The organism is Streptomyces sp. NPDC037126, from assembly GCF_055605965.1.
In genome coordinates, this window is the sequence record NZ_JBVJTD010000044.1 from 1 (window position 1) to 26,273 (window position 26,273).

Annotated in this window: 12 protein-coding genes; 3 read left to right on the plus strand and 9 right to left on the minus strand. The window is 66.5% G+C overall.

The window, feature by feature from the left end:
• The first annotated feature begins 101 nt into the window (after positions 1-101).
• The 3 genes from ACZ7FF_RS42710 to ACZ7FF_RS42720 all read left to right on the plus strand — a co-directional run bounded on the left by ACZ7FF_RS42710 (position 102) and on the right by ACZ7FF_RS42720 (position 10,016).
• The gene (locus ACZ7FF_RS42710) at positions 102-2,579 is read left to right on the plus strand and encodes a hypothetical protein (protein ID WP_470819856.1); all 2,478 of its coding nucleotides are present in this window, start codon (positions 102-104) and stop codon (positions 2,577-2,579) included.
• Positions 2,580-3,025: 446 nt separating this feature from the next.
• Complete coding sequence (locus ACZ7FF_RS42715) at positions 3,026-9,316, plus strand: AAA family ATPase (RefSeq protein WP_470819858.1); 6,291 nt, start codon at positions 3,026-3,028, stop codon at positions 9,314-9,316.
• A 337-nt stretch (positions 9,317-9,653) separates the two neighbouring features.
• Complete coding sequence (locus tag ACZ7FF_RS42720) at positions 9,654-10,016, plus strand: hypothetical protein (protein WP_470819860.1); 363 nt, start codon at positions 9,654-9,656, stop codon at positions 10,014-10,016.
• Between the two features lie 868 nt (positions 10,017-10,884).
• Here ACZ7FF_RS42720 and ACZ7FF_RS42725 read toward each other — a convergent pair.
• The 9 genes from ACZ7FF_RS42725 to ACZ7FF_RS42765 all read right to left on the minus strand — a co-directional run bounded on the left by ACZ7FF_RS42725 (position 10,885) and on the right by ACZ7FF_RS42765 (position 26,251).
• Positions 10,885-11,385 carry a transposase family protein gene (locus ACZ7FF_RS42725; protein ID WP_470819862.1) on the minus strand — a complete coding sequence of 167 codons (501 nt, stop codon included), beginning with the start codon at positions 11,383-11,385 and terminating at the stop codon, positions 10,885-10,887.
• Between the two features lie 335 nt (positions 11,386-11,720).
• Positions 11,721-12,011, minus strand: a complete 291-nt coding sequence (locus ACZ7FF_RS42730; protein WP_470819864.1) for a hypothetical protein — start codon at positions 12,009-12,011, stop codon at positions 11,721-11,723.
• 36 nt (positions 12,012-12,047) lie between these two features.
• Complete coding sequence (locus ACZ7FF_RS42735; RefSeq protein WP_470819865.1) at positions 12,048-12,197, minus strand: hypothetical protein; 150 nt, start codon at positions 12,195-12,197, stop codon at positions 12,048-12,050.
• Positions 12,198-14,077: 1,880 nt separating this feature from the next.
• Positions 14,078-16,717: a pPIWI_RE module domain-containing protein gene (locus tag ACZ7FF_RS42740; protein ID WP_470819866.1), complete on the minus strand. Its 2,640-nt coding sequence runs from the start codon at positions 16,715-16,717 to the stop codon at positions 14,078-14,080.
• Positions 16,717-20,025 carry a pPIWI_RE_Z domain-containing protein gene (locus ACZ7FF_RS42745; protein WP_466386205.1) on the minus strand — a complete coding sequence of 1,103 codons (3,309 nt, stop codon included), beginning with the start codon at positions 20,023-20,025 and terminating at the stop codon, positions 16,717-16,719. The genes ACZ7FF_RS42740 and ACZ7FF_RS42745 overlap by 1 nt, the downstream gene beginning before the upstream one ends.
• On the minus strand, positions 20,022-21,317 hold the full coding sequence (locus ACZ7FF_RS42750; protein WP_470819867.1) for a restriction endonuclease-related protein: 1,296 nt from the start codon (positions 21,315-21,317) through the stop codon (positions 20,022-20,024). The genes ACZ7FF_RS42745 and ACZ7FF_RS42750 overlap by 4 nt, the downstream gene beginning before the upstream one ends.
• A gap of 1,630 nt (positions 21,318-22,947) precedes the next feature.
• The gene (locus ACZ7FF_RS42755) at positions 22,948-24,129 is read right to left on the minus strand and encodes a DnaB-like helicase N-terminal domain-containing protein (protein WP_470819869.1); all 1,182 of its coding nucleotides are present in this window, start codon (positions 24,127-24,129) and stop codon (positions 22,948-22,950) included.
• The gene (locus ACZ7FF_RS42760; protein ID WP_470819896.1) at positions 24,129-25,373 is read right to left on the minus strand and encodes a DNA cytosine methyltransferase; all 1,245 of its coding nucleotides are present in this window, start codon (positions 25,371-25,373) and stop codon (positions 24,129-24,131) included. Before ACZ7FF_RS42760 ends, ACZ7FF_RS42755 begins: the two co-directional genes overlap by 1 nt.
• A 5-nt stretch (positions 25,374-25,378) precedes the next feature.
• Positions 25,379-26,251: an adenine nucleotide alpha hydrolase family protein gene (locus ACZ7FF_RS42765; protein ID WP_470819871.1), complete on the minus strand. Its 873-nt coding sequence runs from the start codon at positions 26,249-26,251 to the stop codon at positions 25,379-25,381.
• Between the last annotated feature and the right edge of the window lie 22 nt (positions 26,252-26,273).

A 26,273-nucleotide genomic window follows, 5' to 3' on the forward strand; every position in this document is an offset into this window, starting at 1 on the left:
CGGAGCGAGTAACTCCCACTCCTGATCGGTGAGTTCATGGCGACGTATCACCTGACCATGATCCACCACCCGGTGATCTTTGAAGACGGACCCTAGATCCGATGAGCCGCGAGGAAGCACTTGAGCTGCTGCAGTTGCGGCTGTCGGTCGGTGCACAGGAGGCCGCCGAGCATGCGTCGGCGCTGTCCCGGCTTGTGGACGTGTTGGAGCACTGGCCGTTGGCGATCGAGGTCGCGTGTGGCTATCTGGTCAGCTGTGGGCTGGGTGTCGAACGCATTGCTGCTTATACGGAGACTCTGGTGCACCGGGCTGCCGACGATGAACAGTCGGTGCCTGTCGGCTATCCGCGGACTCTGGCCGCAGCGGTTGCGCTGACCATGGAGCGCCTCACGAGCAGTGCGCAAGGCCGTGGCCTGCTGCATCCCACTCTGCTCACGGTGGCTGCGCTGTGCTGGCTCGCACCGCGCCGGGTGCCGGTGCATCTGGCTGCGGCATGCGCGTTCTTCGAGCCCGAAAACATGCCACCTTCTCCCGGATGGCTGGTCTTCGATGAGGCTCAGGTGCCGATACGGGAGGTTATGCGCGAGTTGCTCAATGTCTCCCTCGTACGGTGGGACGAGCCGCTGCCAGCCCGGGGCGAGTCGTTCCCCGGAAGCGATGACACCGTGTCGATGAACGCGGTCCTGCAGCAGATCATCGCCCGGTATCTGGGAATGACCGGGGAAGAGGTGACGGCCGCTTTGTCGGTTCTTGCCTTCCACACGGACCGCTGGCTGCGTGGGGCTCTGCTCACCGGTCAGGCGGAGCGGAGCTGGGAGCTGGCCCAGCATGCTACTGCTCTTGTCGGGCACATCCGCTCGGCAGGGACAGCAGATACGTTCACGGCTCTGCTCATGGGCAATCTCGCCGCGTTCCATCATGCCCATGGCCAGTACGAGTCCGCGCAGCGGCTGCTGGAGCTGGAACTGGAATGGCTGGTGCAGGCCGGTTACCCGGACGAGGGCATGGCCGCCCAGGCACGCACGTCACTCGCCCATCTCGTTCAGGTGCGCAAGCAGGACGGCGCCGCCGCCTGCATGGCCCGCTACCTGGGTCCTGTGCTGGGCTATCTGCGCCGGCTCGACGGCCGCCTGCACGACAACGTCGCCAACCTGCCGGCCCAGGCATCCTTGATCCTTCAGATGCAGTTGCGCAGAGAATCCGACCCTGGGCTGGAGGAGCTGCTGACGGGGTTTCGTTCCATTGCCGACGGTCTCCCCTCACCCGAGGGGGAGCAGACGGCGCAGGACCTCCTGGCGATCCAGGATCTGATCCGGCAGGGAGAGGCCGAGTGCGCCGAGCACGCCGCCGCCAAGGCCCTGTCGAGATGTGCCGATCCGTGGGCTTCGAGCACAGCCGACTTCAGGCGTCTCTTGGTCGAGGCGTTGGTTCTGCAGGACAAGTGGGTCGAGGCTGATGCTGCATTCACCGACTTCCTGCCCTATGCCGGTCCCCACACTCTCCATGGGTTTGCCGTGCATCACCTGGTGCACAACGTCGGCTGCCAGTGCGCATGGAAATGGGTGGTGACTGGGGAGCAGCGCGCCGTTCAGCTGCTGGGACGCCTGCTGAAAGAGACCTGCATCGCCGACAATCCAGCGTACGAGACGGACAGCGACGAAGCACGTTTCATCCTGCTGCAGGCGGTCTACGACGGCTGGCGCGCAGTGCACGAGGGTGCATACGACGCGGCACCTCTTGGGCTGGTTGCCCGCCTGAGGGACAGGACGTTCACCGATCCGCATGACCCCGGAAGTGTGTGGGAGAGGATCTTCCAGGGACTGATACCGCGGCTGTCAGCCGTTGCGGGCGAGACCGCACACCGCCTCCAGCAAGAGGCGGACGAAGCCGTGCTTGCCGAGTTCTGGCCGATGCTGCAAGCCAACGAGAACCTGCGCGCCGCATACGAGGAGGCCGGCTGCTATTCGGTGCTGTCGCTGTCCACGGACCCCGTCTACGGGTTCCTCGCCGGCCGCTCCACCGTGGACGTTCTCCTACCTGAAATCCTGGAGCTCCTGCCGACGTCGAGAGCCTTGGTCATCCTGCAGCCTCATCAGATGCTCGGCGCCACCTCGCCCGAGAACGGTGAGTCAGTCGAGCTGCAGATCCACAGGGCCTGCGACAAGGGTCTGCGTCGTCTGGTCGGGCCGCAGCCGACCGTCCCCTCACCGAAGCACCTCACGCTCACGGTGGCGGGCCGAAGGCTGACCCTCGAGCATGACGACGGCACCGTGATCGCCCGCGCCAATGCGACGGTGTCAGGCCGATGGCGGCAGGCAGCCCGCGACCGTGGCAGCGCGCTCGTGCTGTATGGCTACGGCCTTGCCCTCCACGACCCGCCCGCGCACCGGCAACTCCTGACGGACCCTGCAGAAGTACACCATCGGATGGCCGAGGCGAGCGACAGCGGGCTGCTCGCCGCCGCCCTGGTCTCCGTGCGCATACAGCCCGGCCCGACCATTCCGGAATCAGCCGCAACGGCAGCCCGCCGACAGCCCTCGCGGACTACCCGTGCTCGGCGGAAAGGGCGTCGCAGGTAGATCACCAGCGCCTTGCAGGCGAGCGAGACAAAGGCGGCAACAACCATGGTCGGCTTGCGTGTTCACCAGACGCCATGGTGGTGAAGGCGGGCATGCTGTGGCCGACCGCCTTGCCGTACCGCGAGCGGAGAAGGGGCAGCCTGTGTCCCCACAGTCCATCGAGGTGCCGGTGATCGCCGACGTGGTCTTAGGCCACAAGGGCCGTTCTTATGCGGTGTCAGGTTGCTGCGGGGCAGGCCGGGGCCCGGTGGAGGTGGCAGGTATCGATGGAGCACCGACGGTCGGTGACGCTGAGCGCAAAGCTGCTGGTTTCCGCGTGGTCCGGGGTGTAATGACGATACGACTGGACATCCATCAGCAGTCGGGGAGCTATCCGGAAATCTCGGGGTTATCCTGTGCCCCTCGCATCGGTCGTCTCGGCCGATGCTGCGGTGAGGGGGAACAGGGTGGGAGCACCGGAGTCGAACGCTGGAGACGATTTCCACTTTTGGTGGGCGGCGAGTCGGGCTCTGAAGCTGATCGAGCCGGGCACCATTCTCCGGCGAGTCACCCTCGAAGGTCTTGCCCACGTCGATGACCCCGACGATGAGTACGAAACGGTAGATGTCGCCGAGTACCTGGGAGGCGACGATGCCGCTTCGGCAGAGGCGCTTGTCCTTTCGCAGCTGAAGTACAGCTCTCGTCACCCGGACACCGCTTGGACAACCGCCAGGCTCTGCAAGAAGAGCGTGCGGCGTCGAGCCAACGGCACAACGACGCCGCCACGATCCGTCATTGCTGACTTGGCGGCTGCCTATCGTCGGCTCGTGGACCATCACGGGCTCGATGTCGCGTCGAGGGCCCGCATCGCGCTAGTTAGTAATCAGCCTGCCGCCCCCGAACTGGTCTCCTGTGTTATGGCTGCGGCGGCGTGGGTCAAGGGCCAAAGGCCGACGGTACAGACCCAGGCACTTCTCGCGGGGCTATCTACAGACCAGGCTGTGACGGTCCGGACGTTGCACGAGGCTGTGCGCAGTCGGCTGAGCAGTCAGGAGTTTTGCGCCTTCATAGGCGCCCTTGACCTGTCACAGACAGGTGCCATGGGCAGAGCCGCACTGGCCCGCGCGGTTCGATCCGGTTCGGCGGAGCTGACACCGGGCAAGGGCCACGACTCGGCCCTGAAGCTGTTCCACCTGGTCCGTGCACAGGCCCTGCCGGACAGCAATCGCAAGGGAGTGACCGCAAGCGATGTCCTTGCGGAACTAGGGGCTCCCGAACTGCTGGATCTCTACCCGGCTCCTGCTCGGTTCACGGAAGTTCGCGATCCGCTTCCCGCGCCCGGTGCCCGTTCCATCGCAGACGCCGTCGTGAGGTATCCGGGACGCCTTGTGGTGGCTCACGGAGATGCCGGGGCTGGGAAGACTACGGCCATCCGCCAGGTGAAGGACCACTTGCCAGTGGGGTCACAGGTCGTCCACTTCGACTGCTATGGCGGCGGGGATTACCTGAGTGCGGGTGAGGAGCGGCACACACCCGAGCGGTTCGTCACTCAAGTTGTCAACGAGCTCGCGCAGTTGTGTGGCACGCCGCTGCTCATTTCGGCCTCCCAGCGGCAGGAAGACCTTTGGCGACGGCTCGGCCGCACGCTGGCCGGGGCCGTCGCTGGACTTCCGCCCAACGCTGTGCTCGTACTGGCGGTTGACGCTGCCGACAACGCCGCGACAGCGGCTCGAGAGTGCCAGAGTCGCTCCTTTCTGCCGGAGCTCGTCCGCCTAGATCTGCCCGAACAAGTCTCCGTGGTACTCACCGCGCGTAGCCATAGGGTCGGATCGTTGGAGGCCACGACGGCGGCTGAGGAGGTTCCTCTCGCAGTCTTCGACGCCCCCACGTCCGCGGCGCATCTGCGACGGCATCGGCCGGACGCCTCCGAGGAGGAAGCGCGCACCTTCCATGACAGGACTCAAGGCAATCCCAGATCCCAGTTCTACACGCTTCAGCAAGCAGCCGAGCACGCCTGGGACATGTCCACTCTGCTGGCGAAGTCGGAGCAGACCCCCAAGGCGGTCTTCGACGACCTCATCGAGTCCGCTCTGCAGGTGGGCGGCGCGGACGCCGGCGGCCTGCAGTGGCTCGCTTTGATGCTGGCGCTTTCCCGCCCGGTACGGCTCCAGACACTCGCCACCGCTCTGGACGTCGACTTGTCGGCCGTCAAGAACTTTGCTGCGGGGCTCACCCCCGGCGTCAGGATCGTCGACGACTCGATCCAGTTCCGGGACGAAGACTTCGAAACGCACGTCAGGGACTGCGTGGATCCCTCCGAGGTGATCGCGGCCCACAGCCGACTGGCTGATCTGTGCCTCCCCGCGCGGGCGACCGATGTGGACGCCGCGGCGCACGTCGCCGATCATCTGGCAGCATCAGGCCGCTTGGAAGAGTTGTTGCAGCTTGTCCTCGAAGAAGCCAGTCCGATCGGCATCACGGACGGCTTTCGCCGCGAGGAGGTCCAGGGCCGGCGCCTAGACCTCGCCGTGCGGGCCGCAGCACAGACAGCCGACGCAGCAGCCGCCGTACGACTTGCTGTTCGAGGCTGTGACACAGCATCACGTCACGACACGCTTTCGCGTCTAACCGGATCGCATCTGGATCTGGTCGCCCGCTATACGGACCCGGATCTTCTACGTGCTCACCTACTGCGGACACCGGGAAGGTCTTGGCTCGCCCCGGTGTTCCTCCAGACGGCCGCAGTGCTCTCCCGTACGCCTGAACGGCACGACGCCGCCCGGGCTGACCTGGACAGCGCCGGAGGCTGGCTGCGTCGCTGGATGGCTCGGGGGGAAGAGGAAGGCGAGCGCTGGGATGTCACGTCGGACGATGTCGCCGCAGCGGCGGAGGCATGCTATCGACTCGCCGGTGTCAGGGCCGCAGTCAGGGAACTGCGGCGGTGGCGCCCTGTGGATCTTGTGCTGGACGCCGCCGTGGCGCTGGCGGGACGCCTCACGGATGATGTGAATCCTGCCGTCGTACGAGGATTGCTGAAGAGGTACCGGGTTCCCGCAGAGGCTCAGGCACGCGTCTTCCTCGCCGTCGTATCGCCTTCCGGTGAACCGGACGAGGAGTGGGTCAACGCCATACTCGCCGCATTGCTGTTGGACCCGCCTGCCAGCCCCCAGCCCTGGCAGGCACCACTGATGGATGCAGCGCTACGTCACGGTGACCGTCAGCTGACCGCCGACCTGGCCAAACAGTGGTCCACGGCGTTGCCCAACGGACTTTGGAACTACGCGGGACCCGCCCAGCATGGCAGCGCGATTCTGCGCTGCCATGCTGCGGGGGCCGTGCTCAGCGGCAACGATATGGACGTCGTCACACTCGTTCCCGCCGAACTACTGCCACGCACCGAAGATTCCGGTCAGCCCAAGGACGTACGGGCGCGTGAACGCGATGAATGGCTCCAGCTCGTGAAGCCCATTGCCGATGCTGCCGTGCTGGCTGCACGTGCGCTCTTGGAGGAGGCGGACGCCGACGAGGTCCTTGCGTTTTGTGATCGGGGAATCGCCGGACGTATGGAGCGCGCCACACGTCGGTGGTTCACGTACGACAGGTCTTATGCGGCCTGGGCGAGCCTCGTTGCCGCGGCTGCCCTGGGCACCGAAGTGGCAGAGGAAGTCGTCGATCGTCTCGCCGCGGCGGCCGAGTCTGTCCGTCGTGATGGCGCTCCTGAACTGTGGATGGAACTGACAGCCCTTCTTCTGCCGTACGGGCATTTCGAGGGCGTGGCAGCCGACCTGTGCACACGGGCGGCCGACTACGTCAACAGCCACGACTACCCGGCAAGTGAACGCCTCGACCTCCTTGCGCGCTTGGCGGAGCTCGGAGCGAAGGTAGACGTGGAGCTGGGAAGACATCTCTTCGATCAGGCTGTAGAAGCGGCGACCGGGGTCAACGACGACGCGGCCCGCCTTCTGGAGGTTTACGCAGACCTCGCCCATCGCGCTGACGTCTCCAACCTTGATCCGGTTCATACCGCCGCACGTCTCGTCCAAGCTGCGGAACTGATGGCTCCCCACGTGAGCGAAGCCGCAGAAATTCCTTACGCGGAGGTCGCCGGAGCTGCGGCCCGGCTGGCCCCCTTCACCGGCCTAGCTGCAGCCAGCAGATGGGACGACCAAGATCGCATCGGACTGTCATCCACCTTGCCTGCCGCATTGACCGGTGCACTTCACCACGGAGAGATACCTGCGCGGCAAGTTCTCGCCCTGGATCACTTGATCACAGACGACGGAGGCCGCTGGCAACTGCAACTCGACATCGCCGAATGGTTGGTGGCGAGCGGTGCTGCAGGAAAGCAGGAGTGCCGCCGGGTCCTGCTGAGAGCCGCGGAATGGGTGCGACGTCACGTGCCCGCCCGGGATCAGCCAGCTAGGGCGCGACGCCTTGTAGACGCTGCTGATCAGTTGGGACATGGAAGCAGTGTCCGGTCGGCGCTCGAATCGGTGATGCAGCTGGGTGACGTGCGAGGGGACTCGGGCACTGGCCACACCACCAGCCGTGACTGGGCCGGAAGCAGGCGTCACGCTGCCGAGGTGCAAGCTTTGCTGTCCCATGCCAGCTCTCGCAGCTGGGTGCTGCTGGCAGAGGACGTGCGAACGCTGGACGACGCTCGTGTGTACGGTGATGAACTGCGTGCATTCATCACAGCTGCCCTCCAACGCACCCCCTACGGACAGCGGCTGGACGCCCTCACGACCGTCGCATCGCTACCGGTCCTGGACGCGCTCGATGTGTTGACGGTCCTATCCGATCTCGTACGCCGCTGGAGTTCTCAGCCAGCCATAGCGGCGTGGGCTGCCGCAGAACTTCCCGACCTGGTGAGTCGACTCTTCGCCGAGCCGTTCTGGGGACATGACACGCAGCGCACGGTCGAGCGACTGCGGGCCTTCGGGAACGACTCGGCCATCCGGCAAGCCGTCCTGGCTGCCCTGCCAGAGGCACGGCAAAGTCTGCGGGCGCATGGCTGGCGGAGCATCGCAGAGCTCCTGGGCCACCTGTGCCCTACGGGCGAGGCGGGTTCAGCCCTTTTGGGCCTCCTCGATGACCGTGTTCCGCAGGATGCCATCGCCGTCGAACGGCGGCGCCCGCAAATGGGCGTTGTTCTACTGCTGTGGAGCGCTTTCGGCCACCCTCGGCGGGAACTGCGCTGGCGCGCGGCGCATTCCACCCGTGAGCTGCTGTCCACGGTCTCGATCACCGTCGCCAAGTCGCTGGTCGCTGACCTCATGGGACGCCTGGACGACAACGAGCCGGGAGCCTTCCGGGATAAGAATCTGCACTTCTACCGCTTCTCGGCGACAGCCGCACTTCTCACGGCGCTTGAGCGGGTCGCGGCAGAGCGTCCCGACATACTGGCGGCGCACTTCCGCGAGTTCGTACGCTTGGCTACAGACGAGGTGTTTCCGCATGCCCAGATCCGTGAACTCGCACGCCGCAGTGCCCTCGCCATCGCGGCAGCGGCCAGCGCCGATTCCACCCAGGTCGAGATGCTTCGCCTGGCCAACCAGCCCTCCAGCTGGCTGGTGGACTACGGACGCAGCTACGAGAGAAGCGACAGGATTTCCTGGAAAGGCCGCTACGACTTCGACTCCATGGACACCATCCCCTATTGGTACGCACCGTTGGCCCGGGTATTCGATGTCGAATTCCACGTCATTGCCGAGACTGCCGAAGGCTTTATCCTCGACCAATGGGGCTTGAGCAATGACGACTGGTGGACGGATGTGCGAGAGCTACGAGACGAGCGCTCCTGGGAACGCACCAGTCACAGACAGGGAATCATTCCGCGTGAGGAGAGCCTTCGACTCTACATCGAATATCACGCCATGATGGCCACGGCTGGCCGTCTCGCCGACGAGGACTGTCCAGCCCGTGCCGGAACCTGGACACACGAGCAGGCTGACCCCTGGGAAGACTGGCTCATGCCGCATCTCCCAGCCCCGACGGGTTGGCTCGCGGACCTTGGGACGCCGGTCCCGGCCCAGGCGGAGTTTCTGTTGTCCCGGGTGGGGTCGGAGACGTGGGACACCGTATCGCCAGCTGACTTCGACAGTGCTCTAGGACTGACCGGTGACGACGTTGCATCGGACATGATCCGTGTGGCAGCGAGTGTCCAGCTCCATGGCCCCGACGCCTACGAGACAGTGAGAGTGGCTTCGGCCCTCGTCGATCCTCGCCACGCCGCCGACCTGCAGCGTGCGCTCGCTGCAGCTTCCAACCCGACGGATTGGAAGCTGCCCGATGAAGACGAGGCAGACTTCGAAGTCGACGCCGGCGCCTTTCGTCTCAGCGGATGGATTCTGGACCCTTACGAGCCGAGTGAGTACCTTGACCGGCACGACGTTTATGCGTACGAAATGCGTCGCGAGCTTCCACTTCCCGGGAAGGCGTTCAGGGCTCAGAGTCGTACAGCACTCGACGCGACCCGTCTCGTGCTGACGGCGCACGACGGACGCATCGTGGCACAGGCTCAGCAATGGGCCGACCCAGACCCGGGGAGTCACTCGACATCCTCGTTCGTATCATCCGGCTACCGCGTCCACGTCACGCGGGACGCATTGCTGAGGTATCTCTCTACCACAGGGAAGAGCCTGATCACGGAGGTTCAGATTGCTCGGCGCCGAACCGGACAACGACGCGACGGGTACCGGGTGCCCGTCAGCCGCATCTATCTCCTCGACGCCGCCGGAGCCCTCTCCGCCAGTTGACTCCGCCGCAGAGCTCGGTGAACGCATCCTGGCTGAGTTCGGTGACGAGCACACCAACAACACTCTGATCCGTTGGCTTGCTCACTACACCGCTCGCCTTGTGACGGAGGCCGACCAAGCGCGCGAGACGAACGCTCCGGACGCCGCAGCCCGCTCCGCTGAAGCACGGGACGCGATTCTGCGACTCTGGCAGGCGCGCTCCTCGTGGCCCTCTGGGTGGCCGCCCTCGTACGCGGCGAAACTGGCTGCGACCCTCGATGCGCTTCCTGAACCGGGAAATGACAGATGGAGCCGGCCTACGGTCCTGGCGCGGCTGCACGAGATTCACCACAATGTCTTGGCCATCCTTGTAGACCTGGCGACCGACGGCCGTCCGGAGGCCGAGGAAGAGTGGCTGAACAGTTTCGGCCACCTCCTCACCGAAGAGGAGTTGGCCGTCCTGCGATATGCGACGCACTTGCCGAGAAGGAAAGTAACCCGTCGACGGAGGGAAGAGGCGGAGACTTCAGCAGACGTCGATGTTGGTACAGGCGAATCCCGTACGACGCCCGTCATAGGACTGCTTGCCGAACTCGCGGAGAGGTACAGAAACACCATCACTGAGCTTTTGAACGCGGTTGGCGCGTCGACCACTTCATCGGATGAAGACGCTGATATCGGTGAGGAAGATACTGCTATCTCCGGAGAGGTGCCTCTGTAGACCGACCGGTCGTTGAAGACCATGCCGGTGGCGTGGAGGCAAGCGGTGCGTACCAGCCGTAGCTGTTGACGTGGGGGGAGGCCGTTCAGCACGTCCTTGATGTATGGCGGCGGCGTTGAGGATGGTGAGCCCGTCGGCGGGTCGGGTTTCGACGATCCCCCCTTGGCTGGTTGATCTTGGCCAGCCTGTTGAACACGTCGGCGGAGAGGGGACTGCTGAGTCATGAACACCTTCCTGCGACCGGTTCGGGGCCTCGGCCGCGACCCAAGTCCTTTGGAGCGCGCCCTGGCTGATCTGCTTTGCCGGTGACTTCACTCACTACGGCGCTCGTGCGGTAACCCGAGCACCTGCCTAGCATCTACCTGGTCCGCTAGCGGTTCTTCAGCAAGGAATTGATTGGACTGGAGACTGTGGCTTCGGTCACCGGGCGTACGTCGGCCGTGAGGCCGGTGCGCCGGGGCTCGGCCGGGCTGCCGCCTGTCCGCGGGCAGGGCGGGGCGCCTGCGGAGTTGGCGTCGGCGGTCGACGAGGTTCTGCTCGGCTTCGTGCCCGGCTTCGCCCGGGACGTGACGGGGCTAGACCACAACGGCAGGGGCGACCTGGAGGTGCAGTTGTGGGTGGGAGTGGTTGTGGACCTCTTCGTGCCAGCTACGGCGCGTTAGCCGTCCGGTGCGTCTGTGACGTGATCGGGTGCGGGACTGGTCTACTGCGGATGTTGGGGTGGTCGTGCCTTCCGACGGGCAGATAATGGCGGTGGACCATCAATGAGCACTGTGCATCGTGATGTTGCTGGTCACGGGTCTGGTGTGCACGGGGTTCGGGATGCTCGTGCTGGTCGTGGGTAGATGACTTCGGTGAAGATCGTCGGTCACCGGGGAACTTCACGGTTCGTGAGGACGAGCAGGCACCTGACCAGGGCGGTCGCCCTCGGGTCGGTGCGGACCTTGCCGAGCACGCGCCAGTTCTTGAGGTGGGCGAAGCCGTGCTCCACCGGTGCCCGGACTGCTGACAGTGCGGTGTTCGACATCTTCTGGCCGCGGGTCAGGGGCCGGTTCCGGGCGGCTTTGTAGCCGGTGATCACCGCCGGGTCGGCGTCGGGACCGCTGTCGTCGAGTCCGAGGAAGCCCAGGTCGGCGACGGCGCCAAGGCCGGCCGCCCGCAGCTTGGCGGTGAGCTGGTCGTGTCGGCAGGCGGTGATCTCCGAGGTCCGTCCGGGCCGGGCCGCCGAGAGCCAGAGCAGTTGGCCGCGGTCGTCGGTGAGCGCGATCACGAGCAGGCCATGGCACTTGCTCTTGCCGGAGTAGTTCTTCCGGTTCTCTTTGCCGGTGCGCCTCCGGGTGCGGATCAGCGTGCCGTCCAGCAGCACCACCCCGTCACCCTTGTGGGCGATCTTTTCAGGGCGCGGTCCAGGCGCGGGGCGCGGGCGGCCAGCAGGCCGACGACTTCCCGCACCCACCGGGGGCCAGGTCGCCCGGCCGCTGGTCACAGCGCAGTACTGCGAGCACGATTGCGGCGATCTTCCCCGAGGGCAGGGCCCGCCACCGTGACCTTATCTTCTTCAGGTGGGGCGTATCAGGTCGGCGAGCCAGTTCAGGGTGGCACTCGACAGCGGCAGGCGGGCAGTGTAGACAAGGCCGTCAAGGCCCTCGACGGGATGGTTGCTTTTCTTCACGCCAAATTCAAATGCCGTCGGGGGCCCGCGAGTTACGCCCCGGCGGCGTCCGCCTCCCTGCGCCTACGAGCGTGCGGTGAACCTGCCGTCGGGACGCTTGTGTAGCCAGCCGCGGTCGGCGAGCTTGGTATCTTCGCCTGCAGCGGCTCCAGCTTGCCGCCCATAGAGGCGTCCAGGCCCAGCCGTTCGCCGACCGCCCTGACCTGCACCGGGCCGTCGGCCTCCCGCACGATCGCCAAGATCTTGCGGTAGTCGCCGGGCAGCGCGCCCTCATCGGCCGCGTCGCTGCGGTGCGGGATGAGCAGGACTGCCCGCCCGGCCACCTTCGCCGATACCGGAGCGACAGTCCCGGCGTCGGCCTAGACCTGCTCGGCCAGGCGGTTCAACACCCGCTCCGCGATCGCCAGTTCGTCCCGCTCGACCTGGACTTCCTGAAGCGGCTTGGCCAACTCCTCGACGAGGGCGTCCAGTTCGCTCCGGCGAGCGGTGATCCACTGCCACTCCTGCATCCCGGGCCCTCCCGCGATCTCGTGGTGTGCCGACCTGCCGACGGATCGTAGGCGGGGGCAAGCCGCGGGCGCAGCCGAACCAGGCATCCCACCGGAACCGGACCCACCGAATGATCTACACCAAGGTCATTGGCCGCCGACCGGCGCGAGTACCCCACTCGCCATTGACACCAGACCCGCGATCTGTGACTTCGCGATGTACACCGCTCATGGGTGATCAAGATCACCCATACGCCCATGCTGGCACCTTACTTCGTACCTGTCCAAATCCAATACAGCGAAGCTAAGACCGAAATTGATCACTCAAGCAGAGGATGAACAAAGGTCACGGCATGAGTGACTTCTCCACTCTCCGAAACCTCCTCAGATGACACGAACCTACCGTGCATGCTGCCGTCCGCTGCTGGCGAAGAAGGGGAGTCTTCCACCCTTGACCCTCGATCGAATCCAGGGGCCTTCTGGGTAGCGATTTCATCAATCATCGCGCCGAGGTCCAAGGTGGGAGCACTGTCGACCCAGGTCTCCGTCCACCCTCCTTGAGGGAAGTCTCTCGGATCTCCAGGGCGTAGATGCTGACGCATCGACTCCAATACAAAATCCTCGACAGTGCGAGCAGCTTCCCGATTCGGAACGAGGCGCCGATCAATCAGGAGACCGCCCCGAGAGATGTGGGCAGCGACGCGGTCATACACCCTCGGCTCGCTATGCGTGATTCCGACCTTGATCAGTCCAAGGGGTAGAAAGTGGATCAGATATACCCAGTGAGGGAGATCCGGGTCGATCCCCTCTGCGCACCGCAAGCAAGGAGGGGCGCCAGCAGCGAGCGCGCAGAGGGAGACCTTCCTGCTCGCACCACAGTCGGGCTCAGCACAGTGCGCAGAGACTGGATCCGATAGCTTCGCATACCCGTCGTGCTCTCGAATCAATCCGAACTTGCCATAGAACTCATTTTGCCAACCAGCGAACTTTGACGTGAAGCATGCATAACAATGCGTCCATGGCTTACTTGTACTCGAAAGTATGTGGACGGCGTTGAAGGTGTTCGGGGCAGCGCAGAGTACGCACACGACATCGATCGACTCCCAAACTTCCCCGATACGGCTGACCATTTGACTCTCGGGAAGCGTCCTCCCAAACCCATCCACCATCTCAAAACCTGCTTCGCGGACCATTCGGGCCACGTCGCTCTGGTCCATCGGCCAGTGCTCTGGGTCCCGCGCCAGACCGTCCTCATACATGCGGCGACCAACGCACCAGTTGCAGAGTTCAATACTTCGTGACTGGATCTCCTTGTACGGAATCGCCCCGGGCCTGCCACAGGTCTGGCACCGGTATTTCCTCGGGGCCCCAGGAGATACAAACGTCCCCTCTGGATCTACCTTGAGTGCACGGTAGATCGCATCGATACACTCAACACAGCGTCCTGACTTGCCTTTGCGATTGGCACTCTCATTCTTGCCACACCTGGAACAGGGTCGGACTACCATGGGGTCCCCTTCAGCACGATTGCCTCTACGAGGCTACGGGCGGGCACTGACAACGGGCCGGGGTAGCCATCCTCACCTCTCAGCGATCCCTTCACCGCGCGCGGTCAGCTCACAGGGGGCATCGAGGACGGATGATCTTGCCGGTGGACTACCGCCCCGGACCTACCCGATCCTTCCGACGCCCACGCACACCAGGCCATCTGACGTGCATTTTTCATGATGCACAGGGCCCAATGATGCGCGGGATCGCCAGCATGGCTAACCGGCGATCCCGCGATACATTGATCCGCTTCTCAGCAGGCTGTGCTCACTTGCCCCAGGTGTAGGCGTCTTCTGTCCTCTGTGGTGACCTTTCGGTGCACGGCCGGGGTGTTGCCGTGCTCTGCGGGCATTTCACAGGATGTATTCCTCCATCAGTTCGGCGAGGTGGACGATGGCCGGCCAGGTAGTGGCGATGGTGGTGTGAGCGTGGAGGCGTCGTTGGGCGTGGACGTACATGGCCCAGTCGGCCGGGTTGTCGCCGTCCTGGAGGAAGGCGGGCACGATCTCCAGCGAGTTGGGGTTGGAGCAGGTCCAGGTGCGGTTGGCCGTCTGGGCGGGGTCGAGCTTGGTGAGGGTGAGGGGGGTCTGATTCTGGTCGGAGCGTGGGTTAATGCCCCAAAAGGCGCGTTCCCCGACTTCGACCAGGCCGGAGAATCGTCCGTGTCGGGTGACAGAGATCAGTTCGTCGGAGTCGTCGCTGGCGCTGACCATCTCCTGCGTGATGCCGAAGGCTCTGGGTACCGCAGAGCGGTCGCTGCGCTCGCGTAGCCGGATGATGCGCAGGCCCGGTTGGTCGCCAGGCTTGCGGCGGACTGGGTCCGCGTTGGGGGCTGTGATGTCGATGCCCGGCAGCACGAGCTGGTCGAAGGTGATGCGGCCGTCCTGTAGCCAGGGCCAGATGTTCTTGTCGCTCGTCCGGGCGCGGCGTACGAGCAGCAGGCGGTTGGCGGTGGAGTCCAGCGACAGCGCGTTGGTGAAGAAGGCAGCGAGGGCCGCGCGTGCGGTACGGGGTACGCGTCCGCGTCCGGCCGCGAGGGCTTCCGGCAGTGCCGTCAGCGGCATGGGGTGCTCGGCGGGGCTGCCGGCCGTCGTCATGAGCTGTGCCGTGGGTTCCTCGTGGGTGTGCTGTCGGATCAGCATGGGCACGAGCATCCGCTCGCCGGCCGGGGCAAGCCATACGGTGATCAGCTCGAAGGGGCCTTCGACGCCGGGTGGGGCGGGGAGTTTGGGCAGGTGGCCCGCCTGGCGGAGGGCGTCCCGGAGAGCGGAAGTGGCGCGCTCGATGTCGGTCGTGGAGAAGTCGGTGCCGGGGAAGCGCTTGGCGAGGGTTGCTTTGCTGGGATTGGGGTTCGCTGGCGGGATGGGGCGCAGTCCCTGGACGTTGCGGCGGAGGCTTGGGAGCACCTTCTTGAAGAGGGGCTTGGGGTCGCGTTGGCGTGTGCGCGTGAAGTAGGCCGCGCCTTCCATCTCCACGATGCAGGCGATGGGGTGGGCAAGGCGAGGGAATGCACGGGTGATTCGCGTCGTGCGTTCGGCCTCGCTGGCTTCGTAGGCGGCCCGCCGGGCTGCTGGGTTCGACTCGGTGGAGCGCGGCAGGCCGGCGGTGAGGTCTTGCGGGTCGCGGCGGTGGAGGGTGAGGTTGATCGGCCCGGTGAAGCTGGTGCGATCCGCTGTTGCGGTGGCGGGGGCCAGGTCGAGTTTGCTGGCGGCGGTCTGCAGGCATTGCCAGGTGCGGTCAGAGGACGCCCAGACTTCGATCTCGTACGTGGGGGATTCGGGCAGCTGCATCGTCAGGCGCGTCTTCGCACGGGTCCGCGCCTTGGGCGTGGGCGTCAGCGGGATCAGGCCCTTGTTCTCCAGCTGTCGGGCGACCTGAGTGAGGACCTCCATATGGTCGCGGGGCTGGTAGCCGTGGCCGACGGGGTGCTCGTGGGTGGCACGAGTCGGCGGGGTGCCGTCCTGGTCCGGATGGCGGTAGGTCATGCCAGTGCTGTGGACGAGGTGGGCAGCGAAGGGCTGAGCAGCGGCGTTGCCCGGGGCGTTGCGCAGCTCGTCGAGGCTGGGTGGCTCGTGGTGGGTGAGGCGGGCGAGGATGCTGGCGACGCCCGGCTGCCAGGCCCAGGAGCTGTCCTGTCCGCGCCGGCGGATGGTGACGGCGCTCTGCAGGAGCATGGGACGTTCGCGGCGGTGGATGAAGCCTTCCTTGGCGGAGAGCAGGACGCTGGCGGTGGAGTCCCCGTTTCCGCGGCGGGGGATGTAGTCGACGGCGTTCGTCGCGAAGCGGGTCATACCCAGGTCGACGTGGAGGTGGACTTCGGGGACGCCGGGGACGGTTTCCAGGTGGAAGGTGAGGACGTCCACGCTGGCGCCGGCCGCGCCGTCTTCATCGATGAGGAGCTCGGGTTGGCCGAGGTGCAGGGCGCGGCGGCCGTCGGCTTGGGTGGGGCCGAGGCGGAGATCACGGTGGTGGCCCAGGAGTCGGAGTTCGGTGGTGGTGAGGTGTTCGGCGACGAGGCTGGGCAGGAGTTCGAAGACGTGCGGTGGGGGGTTGGCGGTGCCGTTGGGGTGGAGGCCGTGCTGGGCCAGGTCGAGGTCCTCTGGGATCCATTCGAACTGGCCGGCGCCTTCAAGACGGCCGTACCAGTCGGTGTCCGGCACGTCGGGCGCGACGTGAGCGGAGGCCCATGCCGACAGCGCGATCAGCAGCAGGTCCGGGTCGATCTCGGTACGCGCGCGGAGCCAGGCCGGATGGCGTGGATCCCAGTGCACGGAGGTGATGTCCGGGTCGATAAGGGTGAGCAGGTCCCTCAGTGACTTGGTCGGCAGGTTGTCGGGCCCGTTGCGCGTTCGGCGGCCCGGGCGGGCTTCCCAGGCTGCTTGGAGAAGGTTGAGCATCCCCGGTGGGCAGGTCGCGCGGTAGCCCGTGAAGGGCCAGCTGGCCCCGGTGGTGAAGGTGAGCACGGTGGCCTGGACGGCGCGGTAGGCAGGCATCAGCAGTGACCCCAGTCGATGTTGTCGAGGAGATGGGAGGCCAGGCCCCAGCACGCGTGGGCGAGCGCGTGGTCTAGGCGCTCTGCCGCGCCGGCGGTCGGGCCTGGATCGGTGAGCCAGCCGTGCAGGAGTTGCTGGGCGGCGACGATCACGCTCGTACGCGGAGTGTCGGCAGCGGTTTCGTCCAGCGTGGCGGTGCGGGGTGCGAAGGCGGCGTCGCAGAGGTACACCAGCACCGGTTCGTTACCGCGGATGCCGCGGCCGATCGTCTGGTGGAGCGGGACGAGGAAGTTGCCGACGAACGCCGCGTGTTCGACCGGGTCGGTGAGGCGGGAGAACAGCACCGGCTCTCCGACTCGCTGCTGCCAACGGCGGCGCTCGCCGTAGCGGAGTTTGCGCGCGAGGTCGACGGGATCGATCAAGGGGTCGGCCAGTTCAATAGGCTCGCGGAGGCGGCGCATCGCCTCGCGGCTGAGCAAGGAAAGTGGGAAGGTGGCGTCGTCGGCGGGTGGGTGGATGCGGGCCAGGTAGAACACCGCGCCGAGGGCGGCGACGCGGCGGGCGTTGAGGATGTTGTGGCCGCGTTGGACGGCGCCTTCGGCAGCAACCAGGATGTCGGCGCCGGACGCGGCAAAGGTGGGCAGGCGGCGCCTTGGGATGCTGTGCCGGGTGGGCGGGTCGTCGTCGCGGATGACGTGCAGGGCCGTGTACGGCGTTTTGTGGTTGATGTAGTCGGCGACGGTCTGGGCGTCGCGAGTGCTCTGCACGGTGAACAGGACTTGCTGACGGTCGGGGGCCAAACGCAGACGGGCTTGCTGGAGCAGGGACTCGCGCGCACCGGGGGCTGGGTTGCAGATCCAGTCGGCGGCCGTGCACAGGGCGTGGGTGTGGAGGGCGGGGTTGCCGCCGGTGCCCGAGGTGAAGACGGGACGACCGTCGGGGTAGCGCGGCGGCCGGAAGAACATCTTGCTCTGCTTCAGCGCAGCCCTGGCCTTTTCCGGCTCTCGTAGTACCAGGTTCGGGGCGACGTCCAGGTGGAAGCGGGGCGAGGCGGGCATCCAGCTGGTGGCGGAGGCAAGGACGACATGTGGCCCCTCGATGCCCTCGGCCGTCAGGAGATCATGGAGGTGGTACAGCAGCCAGCGGCCAACCCCGCGGAGCCACAGGATGCTGAACGATCCGCTGTCACCACCGGGGTTGGGCTGCCACTGAAGCGCCATCAGGTTCCCGGCAGCCTGTTCGGGCACGAACGGCATCAGGTCACGCGGCGGCTGTCGGCTCCAGAAGTCCTCCCCGTCGCCGATCGGGGAGGAGCTGATGGCGGGCAGCCGTTGGGCGACTTCGAAGAAGGACGTAGTGATCCGCGCGGCCCACACCCCGGCCTGCAGCAGTTGTGCCCACTCCGCCAGCGTGCCTCGGACATCCGCCTCGTCGATGGCGGGCTGGTGGGTGGTGATCCACGCCTCCGCGGCCTCCTGGGCCGAGACACGAGTGTCATGGGCTGCCGTCATCGCCTCAATCAGCTCCGCCCAGTTCGCCGCAGGAGCCTGGAACGGAGCGGAGAGCAGCGAGGCGAAGTGCTCTTCGAAATACTCGTCGGAGGCTTTTTCCAGTTCCGCCTTGTCCGTGAAGTCGGTTCGTTCACCAAGGCCGTGAAGGCTGCGGGCCAGGCGCCGCAGGAGGCTGTACCCGGTGAACGGTCCCTCGGCGATGACAGCTCGCAGGGCATCCGCATCCGGTGCGATGACCAGCCGGTACAGCTCGGTCAGGGCCTGATCGTGCCGACGGAAGTGCTTGTCGCTGGCCGTTACCTCCGGGTCGAGGAGGTCGAGGAACCAGGAGTGCTCAAGCCGCTGTCCGATTCGGTCCCCCACCCGGTGACTCCAGCCCCTGCCGGGCTGGGAAAGGATCTCGTGCAGTAGGAACCGGTCGTCGAACTGCTGCTGCACGGTGTCGGCTTCGTCCACGAGCAAGACGGACAGGTGGTGCTGGGCCGCTTCAGCGACGCGGACTTCGATCTGGGACTGCGGCATCCGCGTTGAGGCCAGTCCCGCTGCGGTCGTCACCCACACCTGTGCATCGGCAACCATGCGTGCCGCCGTATGCGACGGACACTGGGACAGAAGAGGGCAGTCCCGACGCCCGCTCTCGCCAGCCACGGTGAGCCGGCCTGTGCAGGGTCGCTCCTCACGTGGCAGCGGGGCCCGGTTGGCCCTACTGGTCAGCCGCAGCTCCTCCAAGTAGCACTGGTCGTCGGCGAACGCCGCGGCAGGGTCCAGACCCGTGGGGAAGGTCTTCTCGCCATCGTGGAGGAGCGAGCGCCAGAACCGGTCCTTGTGGACGCCTTCCCGGGTGCGTCCGAAGATGGGCACAGCCGCGATGCCCAGGGCTTGCAGGAAACTGACCTTGGCGAACACGTCGCTGCCGGAGGCAAGGACGAACCCGACCTTGCCTCCGCGGTGGGCGACGATGAAGGCGATCAGGTCCAGCAAGGTGGATTTACCACTGTTCATCAGGCCGACCACATGCCACAAGCGGTCGATGGTCATCCGCCACCGCTGGTCGCGGAGATGACCTTCGATCTGGTCGGCCAGCAGGGCTTCCATCTGTTCGAACCGTTTGACGAAGTCCCGGCTTTCGATCTCCGGATGGGCTTCCAGGATCTTGTCGATTTGTTCGGCAGCCCACCGGAAGTCCTCTCGTGTGAGGGCGATGGGCTCCTGGGCCCGGGAGGCCGCTGCGGGCAGCACTGCTGGAGCGGGCGCCGGGATGAGCGTCTCGGGGACGCGGATCTGTTCCCTGCTGCCGTCGGCCCGCTCGAAGAAGCACACCGAACCAGGCGGTGCCGGTCGGTACGGAGAGGTCGTCTGGTAGGGGGCGATCTTCTGCAGCGTCCGACGGTAGAGGTCATGTCGGCCCGCGGCGTACGGGGTGGACCGGCGTGTGAATACGGTCGACAACTCCGGCTTGTGGCCGGGCATGTCACAGGGTTCAAAGCCGCGTACCTGGGCCGGGAGCTTCACGTACTGATCGAGTTTCTCCCGCATGGTCCCGGTCTTGGCGAGCGGGCCCATCAGCTCCCGCAGAGTCCGGATCTGCGGGCCCAGGTCCTCATCCAGGCGCATGTATCCGGACAGCACCGGCCACAGCGCGCCGATGCCCCGGCCGGGCAGATGGTCGTCCAGGAACGACAGGCCCACCTCCAGGGCGCAGACTTCCCAGGGCCTGAGGGGGTCGAGCAGGGGGCGCACACTGTCGTCCGCCAATTCCTTGACCAGTGACTTGCTCCAGGCACGGGTGTCCCTCATCGCGTTCCTCCTGTCTGGCGCGCACGGACGGTGACCTGCCGCAGGAACGTCTTCTCGTCGAGGACCTCGACGCCGGAAACTCGGCCCTGCAGTTCGCGTTCGAGATCCGCGCGGTAGCCGGGAGTTCTGAGGCGGTGCATGGGGATGACGATGATGTGCCTCCGCGCCGGCACGCGGGGATCGCAGCGAAAGCCTCGGGCGAGCAGGGCTGGGCTTGAGCAGTCTTTGGCGTCGACGGCCCAGCACTCCGCCTCTGCACCTGGCTCCTTGGCCTTGAACGTCACTGCCATATCCCACGCGTCCAGGCACGGCCAGTCTTCGACGCACAGGCATTCGTGGGCGATTTCTCTCACCTGGTCCAGCAGCCGGCCCTCCAGCAGTCCCGGGTCGTGGAAGAACTGGCGGGTTGCCCGGTGCTGTGTCCAATAGCCACCCAGACAGGCCACTTCGTAGCGCTCTGCCACCCCCGTGCAGCCAGGAGTCCCACAACCAAGGGCCCTGTCATCCAATGGATTACGGCAGTCGGCACACCGCCGCAGGCGAACCTTCCCCGGCGCCTGGACCGGGTGGTGAACATAGGCGATGCGGACGAACTTCGCGAGGAACGAGTCATGGTCGGAGTCCGCTGCCGGTAGTTCCCGTGCCAGCGTCTGGACCTCGCGGTCGCTGAGCACCGGATGGTCGATCAGCAAGCGTCGCAGCCGACGGTAGACCTGCTGGACTGCACCGTCGTCCCCACCGTTCATCCGTGCACACAGCATCAGGGCGGCGAAGACCTGATTCTGAACGAGTTCCGCCTCGACGTCAGCGTGCTGGACCAGGGCTGCCGCCTGCTCGGCGAATTCGGACAGGGAATCGCCGTCCAGCAGCACCGCTTCCAGATCGACTTTGGTTAGGGACAGCGGTACACGCCACGAACCCAGCGGGCGACGGCACCAGTCGAACAGCTCCAGGTCGTTGGCAGGCCCATCCAAGCCCAGTGTCTGTGCCTTCCACCATAGGCGGCCCCGCGCCTCACGCCAGGCTCGCGGCAATGGCCCCGACCCGTCCGTGCCGCGCGCTGGAACGCCGGCCCGCTGTCGTTCGAGGCGGATTTTCGCCAAGGCGGCACACAGCAGCTCCACCAGTAGGTAGTCGTCCTTAGCGGGTGGGTTTCTCTCTCCGGCGAGGTCGGCGTCCCGCGACGCAGGGACCGCAGCAGCTGGGTGCTGGTCATCCGGGGAGTCGCCGTCAACCGATTGCCGCTGCGTACGGCCAGAGGAGGACGTAGCCGCTTCCTGAGCAACACTCATAGCCGACCGGTATACCGGACCCCACTGACAACGCACTTCTTGGTGCGAACTGGTACTCGGTTACTCGGCCCTGTATTCGATTTTCTGTGCAGTCTGGGGACTGGTCGAGAGGGCCCTCCTTGTGTTTGCTTGTTGGCGTGCGGCGTGCTCCGCGCTTCATGCAACGCCTCCTCAGGTCACGCTGGCGTGTCACACTCTGCTGGTGAGCCAACTTGTGACTGCCCTCGTTAGCGGAGCGGCTGGCCTCGCTGTCGGGGGGGCGGCGTCGGCTGTTCAGATATGGAAAGTAAGGAAGAGCGCGGCCGAGGTCGAAACATCCCGCAGAGCAGGAGATGCCCAGGTGGTTGGGGAGATCCGAGCCACAGGGCAGGCGCGGCTTGATTACCTGAAGCGTGCCTGCCAAGACGTATCCAGGGGACAGTCGGGGTCGACGAGTCAACGTTCAGGAACCGGGTAGACGAGTTACGGGAACGCGCGCACCGAGCTATGGCGAAGATCCCTCCCACAGATGCCGATGACTTTTTCTACGGGCCCTTCGCAACCCAAATGAGGTAGCTGCAATAGCAGGTCGAGGACGCCGTGCGGCGCAATGACCGTGCGCTGGCGAACTGGCTGCGTGACCCAGGAGCGGATCCGCGCAGCCCATTCGCCCACCACGACCCAGGGGAGGGTGTGCGGATGCAGCGGCAGGTATCAACTAGGCACCTGTACCGGCTAATCGAACGAGGGAGGTTCAACCTCGGCTCAAGCGGCGGGGGCGCCCAGGACGGCGAGACCTGATCCGTGCTGGCACGATCGTTCACTGCCGGTATTGGTCGTCGACGGCTGCCGCATACGGCATGATGGAAGACATGGAGAGCCCGAACTGTGAGCGCCGCAGCGTGAATCGACAGCTGCGTCGTCGCGTGCGGAGCGGCTTCTTCCTGTTGAACATGCTTGTCGTCTCCTGGCTTGCTGGGCTATTGGCCGGTGCTCCTGGGGCGGCGTTCGCAAGCCGTGGTGGGGGGCGGCATTCTGCGTCTTGGCTGGCTATCACCCTCAGATGAGATTCCCCTCCCGTGCCGTGAGGGCGGGGAGGGATCACGCGCGCCCGACGGGAGCGCTTTGATAAGCGGGTTCTTCGCTGCCCTCGGTCATGTAGCACTGAGGGAAGATCACATGTTCGGGAAGTTCAAGCGTCTTGGCGCTGGCCAGCAATCGGGCTCGGAGGAGGCGTCGACACCTGCTGCGTCGCACCCTTCTGAGGAAGGTCGGGGCACCGATGACCGCCTCAAGCAGTCGGTCGCGCGCGGAACTGCCGAGGGAGTTGCTCGCTCGCTGACCCAGAAGGTGTGGGAGAGCATCTTCGGCGACTAGGTGGGACAAGATGCAGTGCCGACGGCCCGAGATGGTCGTCGGCACTGTGGGCCTCACGGCTCCTGTACCGTGCTGGCGCTCAATCGGTCGGACGTCAGAGGGTTCAGCCGCTCGTGTGGCTGGCCGGTGCCTGCGGCGTAGCTGGTGGCGCGGTGCCGAGTGGCGCTCGCGAGGGGCGGCGAGTTCCTGCCAGCCTCTGTCCGTGTTCAGCGACCACAGCGCCTTCCATCTGCCGGCGGTCAGACTGGTCGGTCCGGCCGCCGGAAAGGTCCGGTCAGCGTGCGATGCGCCTGGTGGGTGAGGCTGTGGTGGGCGGCGTCCCGGCGCGGGGCGCCGTCCTGGCCATGCGGCGCGGGGACCACGTTGTTGGCGTGGGCGTGGTGGCGTGGTGCCAACGGGCGCGAATGGCAGTCAGTTCGCCGAGGGCGCGGCGGCTGCCGACGACGAGTTGGTAGGGCGCGTTGGCCGGGTCGTCGGTGAACGCCACGATGCGGCGGCCGACGTGGTGGGCCGTGGTAAGCACAGACCGGTGCAATATGCGCTCGCCCAGATAAGGCGCGGACACGTCCGGTTCGGCAAGGAAGGTGAGCAGGTCGCGAGGGTCGTCCGCGGCGCTCAGGGCACCGCGCTGCTGGGCCTCCCATATGACGGTAACGGGGTCGACTGGCACGTCGCGGCGTACAAGCGCGGTCAGGCACTGCCAGAGCCCGGCGTGCAGGGGGTGGGTGAAGTCCTCGGGGGTCAGCCAGCGCATCTGCTCGACTTCGGCCGGGCGCGCCGTGCACGTGGCCAGCAGCAGCCGCTCCTCCTGGGCGGCTTCGCCGCCGTCGTGCAGGGGCGCCGGCGGTGGTGCGGGAGTGCGCGGCAGGGGCCCGGAGTGCGCTGGGAAGGCGGCGGCGATGTCGTCCACGACGAATGCGAGGGTGTCGGCCTCGGCCAGTGCGGCCGGCACGGGATGCGGGAGCGAGGCTTCCCGTGCCGTGTGCACCAGGCGGGCGGCGGCCTTGCGCAGGCGGCGGCGGGCGGATTCGGCCGCGATGATCCGGGCGTACGCGGGGGTGTGCCGGGGGTTGGGACATGCGCTGATGAGTCCGTGCAGGTGTGCGGCGGTCAGTCCGCTTGCCTGCTTGCGGGCAGTGGTGAGCACTTTGCCGAGCCAGACGATGTGCTCGGTGCGCTCGGCCAGGCCAGAGGGTGATTGCGCACGCAGTGCGGCGAACGCGGCGGCGTAGTCGGTGTTGTCGGCCAGGGCGGGGGCGGGCACGGCGCAGATCGCTGCGAACACCGCGGCGTGCGCCGCGGTGGAGAACACTTCTGGGCTGATCCCAGTTACGTCAGCGAGGTGCTGCGGGTCGGACAGGAGGGCGCCAAGTAGAGCCTGCTCGGCGTAGTACACCGGCGGCCACGACGTGATGGTGGCGAGGTCGTCCTCGTCAGGTTGTGGGGTGCGGGGCATCAGGCGGCCAGAGTGAAGTCGTCGGTGTTGAGCGGGACGTTCAGGTGCGGAGCGAGAAGGTGGGCGGCCAGCCGGGGCGGGACGGCGTTGCCGATCTGGGAGAACTGCTGGCCCTTGTTGCCCTGCCAGGGGTAGTCGGCCGGGAAGGACTGCAGGATCCCCGCCTCCCGGGCGGTGATCCGGATCGGCTCCGGCACCGCCAGGCTCTGCCCTTCAGGGACGTGCAGGGGTACGGGAGCGGCGGGTTCGGCGACCCAGGTGCATTCGTTCGCGCGGTGCCCGAAGAAGAGTGTCCCGGCCGGCTCGTCTGCCCGTCGCACGGTGGCGTTGGCCTGGTTGTTGCTCCGCAAGGACCATGCCCAGCGGTTGGCTTCAGCAGGGCACGGCTGCGTTTCGCGGTCGACCAGCTGGTCGTTGCGGCTGCCGTGTCTGGCGGTCCCGCCCGGGTGTGGGGTCCAGGTGCCGCGAGCGCGGGCGTCGGTGAGGGTCTTGCGGGCCCCAGAGGGGAAGGGTTCGGGGCCGCCTCCTGGTCCGCCCCCGGCGCACACGGTGGGCACCGGGCCGTCGGTCCGGCCCCAGCCCAGGGCTTGGGCCATCGACACCCACCGTGCGCGGCCGGGACCGAACAACGATTCGGGCTCGGCGACCTGGGCGTGTGTGGGCGGCGGCGGCTCGGCGGTACGGACGCGGGAGGCGAGGAGGATCGCACGACGGCGGGTCTGGGGGACGCCGTAGTCGGCCGCGTTCAGGATCCCGGTCCACACGGAGAAACCCCAGGCACGCAGCACCGCGGCGTACTGCTTCCACAGAGACAGAACGTCGGGCACCTCCTCCATGGCCACCCACTCCGGCTCGCCCACCGCATTCAGGGCGTGCAGGTAGCGCATGGGCTCGGCCGCGAGCAGGGAGCGGGGGTCGGCGCACGCGGCGAGCAGCTGCTCGCGGGTGTCGCGGCCGGCGGCGAGGTCGGTGACGGCCTGGTGGACGAGTGGCTGGTCGACCAGGCCGAGGCGTTTGCCGGCCATCGACCACGCCTGGCATGGCGGGGAGGCGATCAGCCCGAGCACACGACCGGAGAAGATCCATACCGGATAGCGGGCGACATCGGTCTGGATGGTCAACTGCCCGGCTCGGGCTCGCGTTTTGCAGGCCCGGGTGTCCCATTCCAGGCCGATGTCGCGGGCCCCGAGGACGGAGAGGGCGTGGCTCCACCCGCCGGGGCCGGCGAACAGGTCGAGGATGATCCGTCTCACGAGGCCAGGCCGAAATCGTCCTGCACCAGGTGGGCCTCTCCGCGGTAGGCCCAGGGAGAGCAGCCGTCGACCACCCCGTTCTCCAGTTCCTCCTCCATGGGGGCGCGGTCGTCGAGTTCTTGCTGGCGGGCGGCCCACTCGGCAGCCGTGACGTGGTCGATCGGCGCCTGGTCCAGCGGCACCCGGGAGCGGTGGAGGAACGCCTGCCCGAGCAGCCGGTTGCCGCCCGCGTTCGCGCGGGCGTTGCCCGCCCGGATGGCGGCGTCGAACTCCACGACGTCCCGCAACTCCTCGGGGCTCGTGTCCCGGATGTGCCGCCACTGCGCGTTGCCGTGGAACGGGCACCCCAGGCAGCTGGACTTCGGGGTGTCCGCGAGACCGAGCGCGGTCAGGTAGCGGACGCAGTCGCTGCGCGACCAGCCCAGCTCGATGAGCGGGTGGCGGTTGCGCATGTAGCGGACGTCGGCGTCCTTCGCGCGGTGGAATTCATCGGTGGAGATGCCGACCCACTGCTCGATGAAGACGTCCTTTGGGACGCGCTGCGGGTAGGGGTAGCCGAGGAGTTCCCGGACTTGTCGTTTTATCGGCTTGATCTTGTATTCGCCGGTGCACTGGCGCCCGGTCATGCCCTGCTTGCCGTCCTGGTTGAGGATGTACAGGGGCATGGAGGCGAAGCCGTGACCGGGGTCGAGGGCGTCGCGTCGGATGTTGCCGGAGGAGACGCGCAGGATCGGTATCCCGGCGGGAGCAGCGATCTCCTTGTCCAGCCGGTTGAGGTGCCGGTAGACCGCGTGTGGCTCCCAGCCGGTGTCGGCGAAGATCGCGTAATCGGCTCTGGGGAGATGGCCGTTGGCGGAGAGGGCGAGCATGGCGCTGGACTGAACGCCGGCA